Source organism: Mesorhizobium wenxiniae, from assembly GCF_002284535.1.
Taxonomy (GTDB): Bacteria; Pseudomonadota; Alphaproteobacteria; order Rhizobiales; family Rhizobiaceae; genus Mesorhizobium; species Mesorhizobium wenxiniae.
The window spans coordinates 267,760-282,397 of the sequence record NZ_NPKH01000023.1 but is presented as its reverse complement, the minus strand read 5'-3'; the positions used below and the strand labels follow the sequence as shown (position 1 = coordinate 282,397).

Sequence of the window (14,638 nt, the reverse complement as noted above, 5' to 3'; positions counted from 1 at the left end):
CGAGTGCGTTGAGTTGAGTTCGATAAGGGCCAGATACGTTGAGTTGCCCGGCGCGATGGCAGCCGGTTGCGAACGTATGGTTCATCCGTCGATCCTCGGAAAGAACGACCGCCGGTGCCAGGGGCGGTTTATAGGTGTCATGCTGGCCGCTCCGTTCTTTGCCGCAGGTGCAGCAGTCACGCTGGTTACCTCGGGCATGGGCGTGGCCGTGACCATGGCTGCGATCTTTGCGACATTCGGCCTCTGCTGGTTTGCTGCCTTGCTGGTGGCAGCATCGGGCAAGATGGCGTTCGCCGGCCAGGTCGCCCTGGTGATGGGCAGTCTTGCTCTTGCCGGTGCCATTGCCGCGGCGGGCGGGATGGCCTCGCCGGTCGCCATGCTTGTCGTGGCGCTGCCGTTCGAAGCCTGGTGGATCGGCGCGTCTCGTCGCGCTGCACTCTGGGGTGCCGCATCCGCATTTGTCGCTATCCTGCTGCAGGCTTTTGCCGGTTCTGTTTTCCCGTTCGGCCCGGCGGAAACCGCTGCCTGGCACTGGCTGCTGCCGCTGGCTTGGGCGCTCACCTTGGTTCCCCGCGTAGCAGCACTTGGCAGCCCGGCCGGCGCGCAGCTAGATCCGGCGACCGATGACCGGCTCGAGAACATCATCGACGCCGTTGTCCTGCGGGCCGGCAGGCATGGCGAGGTTCTGGATGCGTCGGCAAAGGCGCGCACGATCCTGAAGCTGCAGCCGGAACTGCTGTTCGGTAACGGCCTGTTCGACCGTATCCATCTGTCCGATCGCGTCGCATACCTCAGCGCGCTGGCCGACATGCGCGACGGCGCGTCGGCGCGCCGGCTCGATCTTCGCGTCCGGCTGCCGCAAAACGGCGATGGCCCGACGGCGGACAACTACCGGCCGTTTTCCCTTGAGCTGATGCGGGTGGAGCATGAGGATGTCTTCACGCTCGTCCTGCGCGAAAACGACGAACTCGCCGGCTTGCACGAAGAGCTTGCCGCTGCGAAAGAGGCGGCCGCGTCTGCCGAAGTGGCGAAGGGACGGTTTCTGGCGGTCGTCAGCCACGAGCTTCGCACGCCGTTGAACGCCATCATCGGTTTTTCCGACATGCTGCTGCATGAGATGTTCGGCACCTTCAAGGATCCGCGCCAGAAGGAATATGTCGGTCTGGTCAAGGAGTCCGGCCAGCATTTGCTTGCCGTCGTCACCTCGATACTCGACGTGTCGAGGATCGAAGCCGGCGCCTACGCAACCGAGCCGGAACCGTTCCGTTTCGTGGAAGCCGTCGAAATGTGCCAGTCGATGATGCGGCTGCAGGCAGAGGCAAAGAACATCGATCTGCAAGCTCAGATCGCACCGGATGCAGGCGAGATAAACGCTGATCGTCGTGCCGTGCAGCAGATACTCATCAACCTAGTCTCCAATGCCATCAAGTTCACGCCCGATGGCGGCGATGTCGTCGTCGGCGCCAAGCGGATCGGCTCGCGAGTGCATTTCTGGGTCAGGGACACCGGTATCGGCATCGCCGAGGAAGACTTTGCCAATCTCGGCAAGCCGTTCATGCAGATCCAGAACGACTATACGCGCCGCTTCGAGGGAACCGGGCTCGGCCTGTCGCTGGTGAAGGGCCTTGTGGCGCTGCACGAGGGCACGATGTCGATCGAAAGCATGCCGGGCGAGGGCACCACGGTCACGATCAGCTTGCCGGTGAACGGACCGAAGGGACGTTCGACCGACAAGCCCGGCGTGCTGCCGATGCCTGCAGCCAAGGCGGAGACGAAGGGGGACAGGCATGGCTCGCTCCGCAAAACAGCCTAAGGCGGCCAAGCGCCGTGGCAATGCCTTCCAAGGTAGCGCGGTCGCCGTCGGCAGCCTGATCTCGCGCAATCCGGTTCTGGTCGGCGGTTCGACCGCCTTCCTGGTGACGCTCTTCTACGTCTCGGCGAATGCCCTGTGGTATCAGCCTTTTCCTCATGCCGGCGCGTTTTTCGCGACCAGGAGCATCGAGGGCTTTCCTCGAGCCGGCGCCGAGGAACCCGAAACCACCATCAACATCGTGCGGCCGGGCTCGGCTCCGATCAAGAGCGATCCGGTCGTCGAGCAGGTCCAGGGCATATTGAAGGATCTGGACTTTTATTCCGGCACCGTCGACGGCATTTCCGGCCCCAACACGCGCAAGGCCATACAAGCCTATCAGCAGAAAGTCGGGCTCAACGCTTCCGGCGAGGTCGACAGCGTTCTGCTCGATCAACTGGGCGCCACGCCAACCGCCTCGACGGTCGTGCCGCATCCGGCACCTCGTCCGGACGACATGGCCGCAATTCCCGTCTCCGCTTCGGCGCCGGCAGATGCGCCGGCGCAGGCACCCGATGCCCGCATTATCAAAATCCAGGCCGGGCTGAAGGCATTCGGCAATGACGACATGCAGCTCGATGGCGTGGTCGGGGCCCGCACCAAGGCAGCGATCAAGGAGTTCCAGTCGCTGTTCGGGCTGCCGGAGACCGGCGAGCCCGACGAGGTCGTCTACGTCAAGATGCGCGAGATCGGCCTGACCAACTGAGGCTTTGGCCTACTAATAGTCGAAGTGATCGCTCGCGGATTGGCGATAACCTCGCTAAACAGCATCCGGTTCTCGTCCGGAGTTTTGTAATGCGCGTAACCACCGATCTGTGGGTGTCGGCCCTATTGCGCCGGGTTTTCGGCGCCGGCGGATTCGCCGCCGTGGTCAAGCGCGGCGCAACTGAGGCCGGCGCCGTCTTCGTGCTGGCGCGTGGCCGCCTGGGCGAGGTTGCTTTGTTTGGACCGGCGCCGCAGACGAGCTACGATTCAGCGAAACCCGACGACCGTTTCTTCAGTCTGCTCGGCGCCGGCGACGATGCCGCCGTCTTTGACGCGCGCCTGGAAAGGGAGAAGAAATTCGATCCCGACATCTGGGTGGTCGAGATCGAGGCCGGCGCTGCTCCCGTCGAGGAGTTTATTTCCGTCAAGTCGCTCTAACGATTATGGATGAAAACAAAGGCTTAAAGCGTTCGCTTGAATCTCTTTCAGACGTGACGCGCCTTAGGCCTGGCGGCAGCATTATCGCTGTCCGCTTTACGGATGTCGGCGTTTGCCGAGATGGGTCCGGCATTGCGAATGGCCTTCGACAGTATCTCCGCCTTCCAGCCGCGTAGCCTGTCCAGCGCCGCGTCGCGATGCAGCAGTCGGTAGCGGTCGAGAAAGATGCGGATGGCCTGCGGATGCGGAAACTCTGTGGGATAGACGGCGGCGGTGATCAGGAACGCCCTCTCTTCGCCGAAATCAAGCGCGCGCAGGGCGGCCAGCAGCGACGCGTAGTTCTGGTTTGCGGTGAGCGCCCGCGCCGTTGAAAAATCGATTTCGAGCGCGTCGGCCAGTGCTGTCTGGAAGAATGCGGCGTTTCCGGTCAGCGCCGTCTCGCGCAGTTTGACATAGGTTTCAGCGCCGGCGAACGGATTGACGGTCGCGCCGCCGCTCTCAGCATCGGCACGCATCAACGACCGCAGCCGGCGCCGTGCATTCTCGGCGGCGGCGCCGGGCACCTGCTGGCTGTCGGGGCTGGGCGCGACGATCTCGGCGCTTTCAGGCGCCGTCTTGGCGATTGCCTCCGGCTGCCGCACGCTCACCAGCGTCGGCTTTTCAAGCGCCCTGATCAGCTGGGCGATGGTCGGGTTCAGATCCTTGCGGCGCGCGATGGCGCGCGCATGCGGCAGGCCGTGCCGTCCGATCAGCGCGATCAGGTCGATATCGCTGAGCGCGCACGAGCGGATGAGCAATGGCGCGGCAACGTCGACCGGCTCCTCGCAAAGCCGCCGGACCAGCGCAGCGGGCGCATATTCGCATTCGGAAAGGGCGGCGGCGACGTAGCGGCGCGATTCGACCGACACATTGGCGAAAAGCGGAAGCGTCAAATCCTCAAGTTGCGCGATCTCCCGGCGCGAAGGGCGGGTGAGCGAACAGAACGCCGACACCGCGGCGCGGAACAGCCTTTCGGCCTTTCCCGATTCAGCCCGTATAGCGATTTGCCTGAAATCCGAAGCTGACACGAAGGATACGCCCGATACTCGACACAATCTGGACCATGCTCGACCGGGACTGTGTCGGTTTCGCATTTGCCTCGGGTCAAGAATTCCTGACCTCAGAACAAACATCAAATTAGCGGCGATCCGTTAGCGTTCCGTTAACCTACTGCCGTCCTTAATCAGATTGGAGGCGTTGCGTTGTGCTCCGGGGCAACCGAGAGGAAATGCACGAACCATGGGCATGGTACTGACTTTCGTGCCGCGAACGGCGGCGACCAATCGAGCAGAACGAAACACCGGAACGCCGGCAGCGGTGATCATTTTCCCCGGCGTCCGCTACGAGCCACGGGCGGGCGAAACGCGGCCAGGCGCCGGTCTGGACAAGCCGGGCTCGTCAAGGACGATGCCTGTTCCGCATCATTAGAGCGCCGCGCGCCCTGCCGGGCACGCGCAAAGGAACGCCTTGAATGAGCGCCGCGGCCCGGTCCGACGCGCAAAGGATGCTCTAACACTTTGAAAGCGGGCCGCAAGCCCTGTTCGGCGCGTACAGGAGGCTCTAACTTTGAATCGCTGCAGGCTGGAAACCGGCCGCCGCATACTTCGGTTGACGTCAGTAGCCCTGCAGTTCGCAGGAACTCCGCTCGAGAAACCGCGACACGAGCGGCTTCCAGCTGTCATCGGGCACGAACGAGCGGATGACGAACATGCCTTCGTCGATGGGCGCCTCGACGAAGATTGCTCCTTGCAATTCCTCCGGGAGATCCTTGCGGATCTCGATCATCTGGGCCGGCGTCAGTACGATACTGTCCAGCACCCTTCCGGTCGCACTATGGTCGTTGAAGGAATAGATGTTATGTCCGCTGCGGTCATAGACCGATACGGACCAGAACGGGACGTTTCCCGGTGCCTTCACCCGAACCATCCCTTCGGACAGATCGAACCGGCAAGCCGCAGCATAAAACAGCGGATCGACGGATTTCACCACCGGCGTCCCGCCGGCCTCTGCATCCAGCCTGGTCATCTTATAGAGGTCCGATGCCATGGCCAGCCGCGACCACGCATCACGTTCGGAAAATTCCGGAACGAGCAGCAGCACGACGATGTGCACGATGCCGGCGCCAAGCAGGCCGAGCAGGATCGCGTGCAGCAGCCTACGCATTGCAGCCGACCTTCCGGATCTGCGGCAACGTGATATCCGAAAGACCCGTGCTGCTGGCGACCGGCGTGTCGTAGAATGTCAGTACGAAATACATCCGGCCGAAGCCGTCGGAAAGCAGCCAGTTGCCTGGTGCGGGGCGGTTGCTGACGGAAATTGCCACCGAATTGTCGGGCTGGCGCAGCACCTGGTAGGATTGAAGTGCCGCAAGCCTTGGTTTTCCGGTCTCGACCACGCTGAGCGATTCATCGGCGGCATAGAGGGTCCAGAACCGGGCTGTGGGAAATCCGCCTTCGATCTCATAGGCGCATTGGCGTTTCAATTGTTCGCCGCCGGAATCGCGTTCGGCGATAAAGGACAGGCCTTCTGTCTGCCCGAGTGCAAGGACACCCTCGCGCGCCACGCGCGCTTTCGAATAAGGATCCGCCGCCCGCGTGCCGATATCGGGGAACGCCGTCCATGGGCCGATCCTGATCGCGCCGATGCGATCCTGCGTCTTGAGAGCATACCAGACGCTGCCGCCGCCGCCGCCGATGGCTATGGCAAGCGCGAGGAGCGTCAGGAATGCGTTCTTGAGCATGAAGAGCCGCGGGAAAGAGGAGTGCGCTCGGGGATATCGCGGGGGAGGGGGCCATGGCAAGCGGACCTCTGTGGAATTGCCGGCGCGAGGGTGGCCTGGCCCGTGTGCCGGCATCAAAGCGCCGACAGGGTCTCCGGCGTCGCAGGCGCCTGGAGGACGGGCGCCGACTGGAACAATCTTGTGATGTCCCTGAGCGCCCGCGTGGTTTGGCTGGACAGCACCGGCGGGCGCTCGGCGGCGGCGTCGGCCGCTGCCTGCTCGGCATCCTTCTTTTCCGCTTCCTCGGCCTTGGCGGCGATCTCCTCGTCGACGAAGGGATGATCGAGACCGGGGATCGGCTTGAGGTCGATATTCTGGTGCGCATAGACCATCAGCCGCTGCCAAACCATCGCCGGCAGCGAGCCGCCGGTCATGTTGTTGGTCGTGGTGAAGTCGTCATTGCCTAGCCACACGGCAGCCGTGTAGTTGCCGGTGAAGCCGACATACCAGGCGTCGCGGTAAGACTGCGTGGTGCCGGTCTTGCCGGCCGAAACGATATTGGGAAGGGCAGCGCGCCGCGCCGTACCCATCACCGGCACCGCCGCCAGCATGGTGTTCATATATTTCAGCGCCTGTTCCGAGAGCACACGGTGCGGCGGCGGCGCATCCTTGGCGAAATCGTAAACCACCTCGCCGGTACGAGTAACCAGCTGGGTGACGCCATGCCGAGAGCCGACAAAGCCGTTCTGGGCGAACACACTATAGCCTGTCGCCTGGTCCATCACGGTCATGCCCGATGTGCCGAGCACCATCGTCTTGTGCGATTCGAGCGGCGATTCGACGCCCATGGCTTCCGCCATCGCCTTGATCGGCTTGATACCGAGATGATTCTTGGCCAGCCGCACCGGCACGGTGTTGATCGATTTGGCCATCGCCGTGATCAGCGTGACATTGCCGGCCGATCCGCCATTGTAATTGTGAGGCGACCAGCCGCCCCAGGAGATCGGCCCGCCGGAAACGACGGAGTCCGGCGTGAAGCCGTGCTCCATCGCCGTCGCATAGACATAAGGTTTGAACGATGAGCCGCTCTGGCGCAGCGCCTTGGTTGCGCGGTTGAACTGGCTGGCACCGTAGTCGCGGCCGCCGACGATCGCCCTGACTGCGCCGTTGGTTTCGATGACGACCATGGCGCCTTCGGTGACGTTATATTCCTTGCCGAACTGGCGGAGATGGAACTCCATCGATTCTTCAGCCGCCTTCTGGATGTTGGCGTCGAAAGTGGTGTGAGCGACCAGCGAATGCTGGCCGGACTTCGCCGCGATCTTCTTGACCTCTTCGAATGCCCAGTCGAGGTAGTAATCCGGGCTCTTCTGCTCGCCGCGGTCGACGATTTCGGCCGGATGCAGCCGCGCCTGCAGCACCTGCCCCTCGCTCATGAAGCCTGCCTCGACGAGATTGGACAGCACCACATTGGCCCGCGCCCTGGCAGCAGGCAGGTTGATGTGCGGCGCATATTTGGTCGGTGCCTTGAACAGGCCGGCCAGCATAGCTGCTTCGGCGAGGTTCAGATCCTTGACGCTTTTGCCGAAATAGAAATCGGCGGCCGCTTCGATGCCAAAGGTGCCGCCGCCCATATAGACGCGGTCGAGATAGAGCTGCAGGATCTCCTTCTTCGACAGATTGGCCTCAAGCCACAGCGACAGGAAGGCTTCCTTGACCTTGCGCTCCAGCGTCCGTTCATTGGTCAGGAATAGGTTCTTGGCCAGCTGCTGGGTGATGCTCGAGCCGCCCTGCACCACGGAATTCGCCCGCACATTCGCGAAGATCGCGCGCGAAAGGCCGAGCGCATCTATGCCGTGGTGATCGAAGAAACGCCGATCCTCGGTGGCCAGCACCGCCTTGATGACCTGGTCGGGCATCTCGTCGACCGGCACCGAATCACGCTGAATGATACCGCGCTGGCCGATCTCGTTGCCATAACGGTCGAGGAAGGTGACGGCGAAATCGCCCTGGGCACGCCAGTCGCCAGCGGTTTCCTGGAAGGCCGGCAAGGCAAGCGCCAGCATGACGACGATGCCGCCGGCGCCGAGCGTGAAACCTTCGCTCAACAGTTCGATGATGCCGCGGCGCCAGCCGGAGACGCGGAAGCGCCGGAAAAAAATGGTGGCCGCTTCCCAGAACCGGCGTGCCTTGAAGCCGATCTCATAGAGCGAGGAATCGAACCACGCATCTGCCGCCAACAGTCGTGCGGCAATCGGACCTCTTCTCTTGCGTGGTTTCAAGGGACTGGCCATTCCAGGATCCTGCTGCGGCTACGCCTCCCACTGAGAAAACTGCTTGCGGGCAATTTCAGGGCGGCGCGCCAGCCAAGACTATTCGTCCATTTTGGCCCGGCTCACAAGAGCGAGTGAGGCTTTCGCGGTCCAGTTCGTCGATACGAAGAGTAGAGCTTGCCACTCGCACCGCTTTCAATATTACCGCGCGGCGATAAAGCGCATGAAATGCGCCACATGGGCGTTGCTTGGCTCCTGGCCGGTGAAGCTGCGCAGATAGGCAGCGAGATGACTGACTCTCGCCTCGACCGGTTCCTTGAGGTCGAGCACATAATAACCGATCTGCATGTAGTAGAGCACGCGGGCGCGGATGAAGGCATCCTCATCATCGTAGCCATGCCGGCGATACATGTCGCGGATCGCGCCGAGGCGGTCATTGTCGGCCTGGTCGATGGCCCGGCGAACGTCGTCGGAGCGACGCGCCCATTCCCGGATGGCGAAGTCGAGCCTGGGATCGAACAGGCGCTCGTCCGCCCAGCATTCGAACACGTTCATGACGCCCATGATGATGCTTTCGGCCGGCCGCTGCGCGCGTTCGACGAGCGCCCTGGTGTTGGTGTCCCGCCAATGGGCAAGCAACTGGTCGAGCAGATCCTGACGGCTCTCGAAGTACCAGTAGAAGCTTGAGCGCGAAACACCGAGCTTCTGGCCGAGCGGCAGCACGCGCACGCTTTCGATGCCGTCTGAAATCAATGTCCGGAGCGCAAGATTGATCCAGTCCCAGCGCGTCACCTTGATGTTGCCGGGCGCCGGCTCGTCCTGCGGAGCAATCATGATCATGGCCGCACAATAGGCATGAGGCGAGCTGCATACAACCGTACTAGACACATATGTACAGTACAAGTATCCTGCCCGCTCCAACGAACTGGGCCGAGCGGCCGGCGCGCGTCATCGCGGCTTCTCCCTACGATCCCAAGGCACGGCAATACGGCAAGCATACGGCAATGAGGAGTATCCGCCATGATCGATGACGCCGCACGTGATCTTAGGCGCGAACGCAGGCGCGGACGAACCGGCGAGGCCGGCAGCGAGACCAGCCGCCGGCCGGACTATCGCTCGCTGAAGAACCCGTTCCTGACGCAGCCGATCTTTTCGGTCGACCAGGTCGCCGCGATCCACGACACGGCACTGCGCGTACTCGAGGAACTCGGCGTCAAGGTGCTGCTGCCGGAGGCGCGCACAATTCTTGCTCGTGCCGGTGCGCTGGTCGACGAGGACAACCAGATGGTGCGCATCGGCCGCGACATCGTCGCGGCGGCACTGGCTTCGGCGCCGAAATCGATCCGTGTCCACGCCGGCGACCGTGCCCGCGACCTGACGCTCGAGCTCGGCTCGATGACGTTTCTGGCGGGATCCGGGGCGCCGAACGTCACCGATCTAGAGCACGGCCGGCGGCCGGGAACGCTTGCCGCTTTCGAGGATTTCATCCGCCTGGTGCAGCATTTCGACGTGCTGCACATGCTGGGACCCTGCATCGAGCCGCAGGACATCGACAACCGCTTCCGCCACTATGCAGTCAACCGCGCGCAGCTGACGCTGTCGGACAAGTTGCCGTTCGTCTTCGCGCGCGGCACGCCGCAGGTGGAGGACGGCTTCGAGATGCTACGGCTGGCGCGCGGCCTGTCGGAGGACGAATTCCGTTCGGGCGCTCATTGCTACACCGTCATCAACACCAATTCGCCTCGCCAGCTCGACATTCCGATGGCGCAAGGCATCATCGACTTTGCCAGGGCAGGGCAGGTGTTGATCATCACGCCCTTCTGCCTGGCCGGCGCGATGGCGCCGATCACTGTGGCCGGCGCGCTGACGCTGCAGCACGCCGAAGCACTGGCCGGGCTGACGCTGGCCCAGATCGTGCGGCCGGGTACGCCGGTCGTCTATGGTTCCTTCTCCTCCAATGTCGACATGAAGTCGGGGGCGCCGGCGTTCGGCACGCCGGAGCACGTCAAAGCGACGCTCGGCGCCGGTCAGCTTGCTCGCTTCACCGGTCTTCCTTGGCGGTCCGGCGGCGGCAGCGCCGCCAACATATCGGACGCGCAGGCGGCCCACGAAACGCAGTTCGCGCTGTGGGGCTCGGTGCTTGCGGGTGCAACGGTCTGCATCCATGCCGCTGGCTGGCTCGAAGGCGGCTTGAGCGTCTCTTTTGAGAAGCTGATCACCGACGTCGAGGCGCTGCAGACGGTCGCCGAACTCTGCGCGGCGACGCCCGGCGACGAGGACGCGATCGGCTTTGAGGCTATCGCTGAAGTGCAGCCGGGTGGGCATTTCTTCTCGGCCGGGCACACAATGGCGCGCTACCGCACCGCATTCTACGAGCCGCTGGTCGCCGACTGGTCGAATTTCGGCAACTGGACGCAGGCCGGGTCAAGAACCGCCACGGAGCGCGCGACCGGCATCTGGAAACGGCTGCTTGCCGATTTTCGGCCGCCGGCTTCCGCCGCTGCTACATCAGGTGTTCTCGACGAATTCATCGCGCGGCGCACGGAAGAGGGTGGCGCAGCACCGGTGTCGTGATCTAATCCAGTAACTGCGTCAAAGGGGACGCGGTTGCTGCCAGCGCACGTGAGGTGCCACCGCTCACCTCTTTAGAGCCGATGGCTCAAAAATGTTCATGGGCTGGTTGAAATTGTCGAATAGTATTATTCCGCAGTTTATTTTTACGAATCTGGGCGATCAAAGATAGCTCGGAAATTGAATTTTCTGCTCAGAGCTCCTATTTTAGGAGGAAATTGCAATTTCATCACCTCGGTCAAAAAGGGATATTTTATCGATGGCGGAATTCAATCAAAGTATCACGGAAAAGGCTGAAGCGCGCTTCATGGAGAAGCAAAAGAAAACTGCGGAGCGAAACCAGGCTACGGCCGAATATGTCTCCGAGGCCAAGGCCAGGACCATTAAGACTCAAAAGTTGCGGGCGCTGCGGATGGCCAAGGAAGAGGCCGACCGCGCGGCGGAAGCCCTCAATCCCGTCGCTCCCAAGAAAAAGCGGGCCGCAGTCAAGAAGGCGGGGGCCGCGTGACGGCCGTCAATTATGAGCCTGACATTTCCAAACCTAAGCCGAAGCTACGACGAGGCGAGCCGACGGATCCGCTTCGTCGGCTATGACGGCATGTCCCAGATTTCTTTCTTTATCGATGCAGCCGCCATCTCGGGGGCACCGCCGGGGACGGCGACAGCCGAAGCCACATATCTCGCCGCTTTCGATTCGGCCGTCGGTCCCATACATGACGTCGCAAGGAATGCTTATGCCCGTACCGGCAAGAGCATGTATGTGCTGACCGCAGCCGATTTTCGATAATTCCGACGGTCCGCGCGATCGGGGCCTTGGAAATCCCATGATCTGGCGCCAGAACTTCAACGCGGCTACGCTGCAAGCGGAAATCGCTGACGGGGGCCTGTTCAGCCGTGACGGGCGAGGGAGAAGACTATGACCGCGCCGGCCGCCGCGCTGCAGAAGGCCTTGTTCGAAGCGGTGAACGGTGACCTGTCAGCGGCATTGGGCGGCGCAAAACTATTCGACCATTCCCCGGAAAATGTCCCGTTTCCCTATGTGACCTTCGGTCGGACCAGCGTCTACGACTGGGCAACAGGCGCGGAGAACGATGCCGAGCAGCTTTTCACGCTGCATTTCTGGTCGAAGTCCGAGGCCCGGAAAGAAATGCTCGATGCGATGGACCTAGTCAGCACCCGCCTCCAGGACGCGGCGCTCGCGCTCGACGAACATCACCGCGCCAATCTCAGGCTCGAATTCACCGAGGCCCGTTACGACGAGGATCTTTCAGCCTGTCACGGGCTGCTGCGCTTTCGCGCCGTGACGGAAGAAAACGCCTGACGCGCTTTCAATATGGCTGCAACACAGTCTAGACTGGCACTTGGATGAGTTTGCCGGGTTAGGGCGGCGAATCATAGGGTCGGTTGTCTCGCGTTTCAGGGGGGTGAGATAGGCATGTGTTGCAGGCGTTCACTGTTCATTTCACGTTCAGCACCGATGCGTTAGGACGCTGATCATGAAAACGCTTCGCTCCCATTTCCGAACCGCGACACTGGCGCTCTGCGCTGCCGGTCTGTTTGCGTCGCAGGCGACGGCGCTGCCGGTCGTCGTGCCCGAGCAGAACCGGCCGATCGTCCTGGCTGCCTCCGACTGCTACGCGATCGGTCAGCAGGTTGCCGAGCAGAATGGCGGCACGCTGGCCAAGGCGTCGCAGTCGACGCGCGGTGGCCAGCCGGTCTGCGTCATCGTCGTGCTGGTCCCGGGCAAGGACGGGCAGCGTCCGCGCCGCACCGAGATCGTCGTTCCGCTGAACTGATCCCTGCCGTTTCCCAGGCGCTGGAATCGGCCTATAGATGACGCCCAGTTTCTCGACAGGGCAGCCTCTCAAATAGGGCAGCTCTTCAACAGGCCAGTTCTTCAACAGGTATGATCCCCGCATGCGCGTACTCGTTGTCGAAGATGACAAGGATCTCAACCGGCAGATATCGGACGCGCTGGTCGATGCCGGCTATGTCGTCGACCGGGCTTTCGACGGTGAGGAAGGGCATTTCCTCGGCGACACCGAACCCTATGATGCCGTCGTGCTCGACATTGGCTTGCCGCAGATGGACGGCATCAGTGTGGTCGAGCGCTGGCGGCGCGGCGGCCGCAAGATGCCGGTCCTGATGCTGACGGCGCGCGATCGCTGGAGCGACAAGGTATCCGGCATCGACGCCGGCGCCGACGATTATGTCACCAAGCCGTTCCACATCGAAGAGGTGCTGGCCAGGGTCCGAGCGCTGATCCGGCGCGCGGCCGGCCATGCGTCGTCCGAGTTGACCTGCGGGCCGTTGCGGCTCGACACCAAGGCCTCCAAGGCCGATGTCGACGGCGTGCCGCTGAAGCTGACGTCGCTCGAATTCCGCCTGCTTGCCTATTTGATGCACCATATGGGCGAGGTCGTGTCCCGGACGAAACTGGTCGAGCATCTTTACGATCAGGATTTCGACCGCGATTCCAACACAATCGAGGTCTTTGTCGGGCGGCTTCGCAAGAAGATGGGCATCGACATGATAGAAACCGTTCGCGGCATGGGCTATCGAATGCGTGAGCCGGAGGCGTAAGGCGGAACCGCTCAAACAGACTGCAAGAACGCCGCTTTCACTGCGGTTCTGGCCGCGTTCGCTAGCGTTCCGGGTGATTGCCTTTTCCACGGTCTGGGCGATACTCACCCTGATTGTCATCTTCACGCTGATCACGACCCTCTATCGCCAGGCGAGCGAGCGCGGTTTCGACAGCCTGCTGTCGGCGCATCTGTTCAATCTGATCGGCTCGGTCGGCGTGTCCGAAGGCGGGTCGCTGACCGGCGCTCCCGACCTTGGCGACCTCCGGTTCTCGGAGCCGAATTCCGGCTGGTACTGGTCGGTGGAGCCTGCGTCGGAAGGCGTACGCGGTGAGCTGCACTCCTCCTCGATGACCGAGGCGATCCTGTCGCCAAGCGTCGCCGAGGTTCCTTTCAATGCCAGCTTCCAGCGCAGCTATGCGACAGAAGGCATCGATGGCGAGGAACTGGAAGTTTTCGAGAGCGAATTCGTTCTCGACGCGAAAAATCGCGCAGCGCGCTTCCGTGTCATGGGCAACAAGACCGAGCTCGAGCAGGAAATAGGCGCCTTCCAGCGTCGCCTGCTGACCTATCTTTCCCTGTTCGGCGTTGGCATGATCGCCATCAACGCCATCGCGATCCTGTTGGGCCTGCAGCCATTGCGCCGGGTCAGGAACGCTCTCGCTATGGTGCGCGAAGGAACCGCGCAAAGGCTCGACGGTCGCTTCCCGGCCGAGATCGAGCCGCTCGCCAACGAGACCAACGCGCTGATCGAAAACAACAAGCGTATTGTCGAGCGCTCACGGACGCAGGTCGGCAACCTCGCCCATTCGCTGAAGACGCCGCTGGCGGTGCTGATCAATGAGGGGCGGGCGCTCGGCGGCGCCAAGGGCCAGCTCATAGCCGAGCAGGCCGCGTCGATGCAGAAGCAGGTTGACCATTATCTGCAGCGCGCCCGCGTTGCGGCACAACGCGACAGCGTCGTCTACCGCACGCCGGTGGCGCCGCTGGTCCAGCGCATGGTACGCGTGCTGCAAAAACTCAACCCGCAGACCGCTCTCTCGCTGTCGCTGCCCGCAGTCGATATTGTCTTTGCCGGCGAACGCGAGGATTTGGAAGAATTGCTTGGCAATCTGCTCGACAACGCCATGAAATGGGCAAAGAGCGCGGTCGCCGTGTCGGTGGCGCCGATCTCCGGCAAGAAGAGTGGCGTCGGCAAGGAGGGTGCTGTCGATCTGTTCGAGATCAGCATCGAAGATGACGGCCCGGGCATTCCCGAAGACAAGGCGCGCGAGGCGCTGAAGCGCGGACGGCGGCTCGACGAGACAAAGCCGGGGACCGGGCTTGGACTTGCCATTGTCGCCGACTTGGTCAACGAGTATGGAGGCGTTCTGGCTCTGGAACGGTCGAGCATGGGCGGGTTGAAGGCGGTGGTTCGATTGCGGAGCCTTCACTAGACTTATGCTTTTGCTGGGCTAGTCGA

At 62.5% G+C, this 14,638-nt stretch carries 16 protein-coding genes; 11 read left to right on the top strand and 5 right to left on the bottom strand.

The window, feature by feature from the left end; translation table 11 throughout:
* The first annotated feature begins 76 nt into the window (after window positions 1-76).
* The 3 genes from CIT31_RS17850 (at window position 77) to CIT31_RS17840 (ending at window position 2,992) form a co-directional block, all read left to right on the top strand.
* Entirely contained in the window at window positions 77-1,813 is a 1,737-nt protein-coding gene (locus CIT31_RS17850; RefSeq protein ID WP_095519692.1) for a sensor histidine kinase, read from the top strand.
* A complete protein-coding gene (locus CIT31_RS17845; RefSeq protein WP_095519691.1) occupies window positions 1,788-2,555 on the top strand; it encodes a peptidoglycan-binding domain-containing protein in 768 nt (255 codons plus the stop codon). The genes CIT31_RS17850 and CIT31_RS17845 overlap by 26 nt, the downstream gene beginning before the upstream one ends.
* Window positions 2,556-2,644: 89 nt before the next feature.
* A complete protein-coding gene (locus CIT31_RS17840; RefSeq protein WP_095519690.1) occupies window positions 2,645-2,992 on the top strand; it encodes a DUF1491 family protein in 348 nt (115 codons plus the stop codon).
* A gap of 47 nt (window positions 2,993-3,039) precedes the next feature.
* Here CIT31_RS17840 and CIT31_RS17835 read toward each other — a convergent pair whose 3' ends face one another.
* Window positions 3,040-4,059 (bottom strand): hypothetical protein, encoded by a 1,020-nt coding sequence (locus CIT31_RS17835; protein ID WP_165778489.1) that lies wholly within the window; start codon window positions 4,057-4,059, stop codon window positions 3,040-3,042.
* 211 nt (window positions 4,060-4,270) lie between these two features.
* Between CIT31_RS17835 and CIT31_RS17830 the strand changes: the two genes are divergently transcribed.
* A complete protein-coding gene (locus CIT31_RS17830; RefSeq protein WP_095519688.1) occupies window positions 4,271-4,459 on the top strand; it encodes a hypothetical protein in 189 nt (62 codons plus the stop codon).
* Window positions 4,460-4,645: 186 nt separating this feature from the next.
* On the opposite strand, the gene CIT31_RS17825 is transcribed toward CIT31_RS17830, so the two are convergent.
* The 4 genes from CIT31_RS17825 to CIT31_RS17810 form a co-directional block, all read right to left on the bottom strand.
* Entirely contained in the window at window positions 4,646-5,194 is a 549-nt protein-coding gene (locus tag CIT31_RS17825; RefSeq protein ID WP_095519687.1) for a DUF1254 domain-containing protein, read from the bottom strand.
* Window positions 5,187-5,771, bottom strand: coding sequence for a DUF1214 domain-containing protein (locus tag CIT31_RS17820; RefSeq protein WP_095519686.1), 585 nt, complete (start codon window positions 5,769-5,771; stop codon window positions 5,187-5,189). The genes CIT31_RS17825 and CIT31_RS17820 overlap by 8 nt, the downstream gene beginning before the upstream one ends.
* Before the next feature lie 113 nt (window positions 5,772-5,884).
* A complete protein-coding gene (locus CIT31_RS17815) occupies window positions 5,885-8,044 on the bottom strand; it encodes a transglycosylase domain-containing protein (protein WP_095519685.1) in 2,160 nt (719 codons plus the stop codon).
* A gap of 180 nt (window positions 8,045-8,224) precedes the next feature.
* A complete protein-coding gene (locus tag CIT31_RS17810; RefSeq protein WP_095519684.1) occupies window positions 8,225-8,863 on the bottom strand; it encodes a TetR/AcrR family transcriptional regulator in 639 nt (212 codons plus the stop codon).
* 180 nt (window positions 8,864-9,043) lie between these two features.
* Between CIT31_RS17810 and CIT31_RS17805 the strand changes: the two genes are divergently transcribed.
* The 7 genes from CIT31_RS17805 (at window position 9,044) to CIT31_RS17775 (ending at window position 14,612) form a co-directional block, all read left to right on the top strand.
* Window positions 9,044-10,597, top strand: coding sequence for a trimethylamine methyltransferase family protein (locus CIT31_RS17805; RefSeq protein WP_095519683.1), 1,554 nt, complete (start codon window positions 9,044-9,046; stop codon window positions 10,595-10,597).
* A gap of 256 nt (window positions 10,598-10,853) precedes the next feature.
* Window positions 10,854-11,102, top strand: coding sequence for a hypothetical protein (locus CIT31_RS17800; protein WP_095519682.1), 249 nt, complete (start codon window positions 10,854-10,856; stop codon window positions 11,100-11,102).
* 12 nt (window positions 11,103-11,114) lie between these two features.
* Window positions 11,115-11,381, top strand: coding sequence for a DUF1488 family protein (locus tag CIT31_RS17795; RefSeq protein WP_095519681.1), 267 nt, complete (start codon window positions 11,115-11,117; stop codon window positions 11,379-11,381).
* 129 nt (window positions 11,382-11,510) lie between these two features.
* Window positions 11,511-11,915, top strand: coding sequence for a DUF3168 domain-containing protein (locus tag CIT31_RS17790; protein ID WP_095519680.1), 405 nt, complete (start codon window positions 11,511-11,513; stop codon window positions 11,913-11,915).
* Window positions 11,916-12,090: 175 nt separating this feature from the next.
* Window positions 12,091-12,390, top strand: a complete 300-nt coding sequence (locus CIT31_RS17785; protein ID WP_095519679.1) for a hypothetical protein — start codon at window positions 12,091-12,093, stop codon at window positions 12,388-12,390.
* 121 nt (window positions 12,391-12,511) lie between these two features.
* Complete coding sequence (locus CIT31_RS17780; RefSeq protein WP_095519678.1) at window positions 12,512-13,177, top strand: response regulator transcription factor; 666 nt, start codon at window positions 12,512-12,514, stop codon at window positions 13,175-13,177.
* Window positions 13,161-14,612 (top strand): ATP-binding protein, encoded by a 1,452-nt coding sequence (locus tag CIT31_RS17775; protein WP_029354592.1) that lies wholly within the window; start codon window positions 13,161-13,163, stop codon window positions 14,610-14,612. Before CIT31_RS17780 ends, CIT31_RS17775 begins: the two co-directional genes overlap by 17 nt.
* The last annotated feature ends 26 nt before the right edge of the window (window positions 14,613-14,638 follow it).

What these genes read in the sequence shown, in the direction of transcription:
- CIT31_RS17845 (WP_095519691.1), top strand. Translation starts at nt 1,788, where the DNA reads ATGGCTCGCTCCGCAAAACAGCCTAAGGCGGCCAAGCGCCGTGGCAAT.
- CIT31_RS17815 (WP_095519685.1), bottom strand. Translation starts at nt 8,044, where the DNA reads ATGGCCAGTCCCTTGAAACCACGCAAGAGAAGAGGTCCGATTGCCGCA.
- CIT31_RS17800 (WP_095519682.1), top strand. Translation starts at nt 10,854, where the DNA reads ATGGCGGAATTCAATCAAAGTATCACGGAAAAGGCTGAAGCGCGCTTC.
- CIT31_RS17840 (WP_095519690.1), top strand. Translation starts at nt 2,645, where the DNA reads ATGCGCGTAACCACCGATCTGTGGGTGTCGGCCCTATTGCGCCGGGTT.
- CIT31_RS17805 (WP_095519683.1), top strand. Translation starts at nt 9,044, where the DNA reads ATGATCGATGACGCCGCACGTGATCTTAGGCGCGAACGCAGGCGCGGA.
- CIT31_RS17830 (WP_095519688.1), top strand. Translation starts at nt 4,271, where the DNA reads ATGGGCATGGTACTGACTTTCGTGCCGCGAACGGCGGCGACCAATCGA.
- CIT31_RS17795 (WP_095519681.1), top strand. Translation starts at nt 11,115, where the DNA reads ATGAGCCTGACATTTCCAAACCTAAGCCGAAGCTACGACGAGGCGAGC.
- CIT31_RS17825 (WP_095519687.1), bottom strand. Translation starts at nt 5,194, where the DNA reads ATGCGTAGGCTGCTGCACGCGATCCTGCTCGGCCTGCTTGGCGCCGGC.
- CIT31_RS17780 (WP_095519678.1), top strand. Translation starts at nt 12,512, where the DNA reads ATGCGCGTACTCGTTGTCGAAGATGACAAGGATCTCAACCGGCAGATA.
- CIT31_RS17810 (WP_095519684.1), bottom strand. Translation starts at nt 8,863, where the DNA reads ATGATCATGATTGCTCCGCAGGACGAGCCGGCGCCCGGCAACATCAAG.
- CIT31_RS17820 (WP_095519686.1), bottom strand. Translation starts at nt 5,771, where the DNA reads ATGCTCAAGAACGCATTCCTGACGCTCCTCGCGCTTGCCATAGCCATC.
- CIT31_RS17785 (WP_095519679.1), top strand. Translation starts at nt 12,091, where the DNA reads ATGAAAACGCTTCGCTCCCATTTCCGAACCGCGACACTGGCGCTCTGC.
- CIT31_RS17790 (WP_095519680.1), top strand. Translation starts at nt 11,511, where the DNA reads ATGACCGCGCCGGCCGCCGCGCTGCAGAAGGCCTTGTTCGAAGCGGTG.
- CIT31_RS17850 (WP_095519692.1), top strand. Translation starts at nt 77, where the DNA reads ATGGTTCATCCGTCGATCCTCGGAAAGAACGACCGCCGGTGCCAGGGG.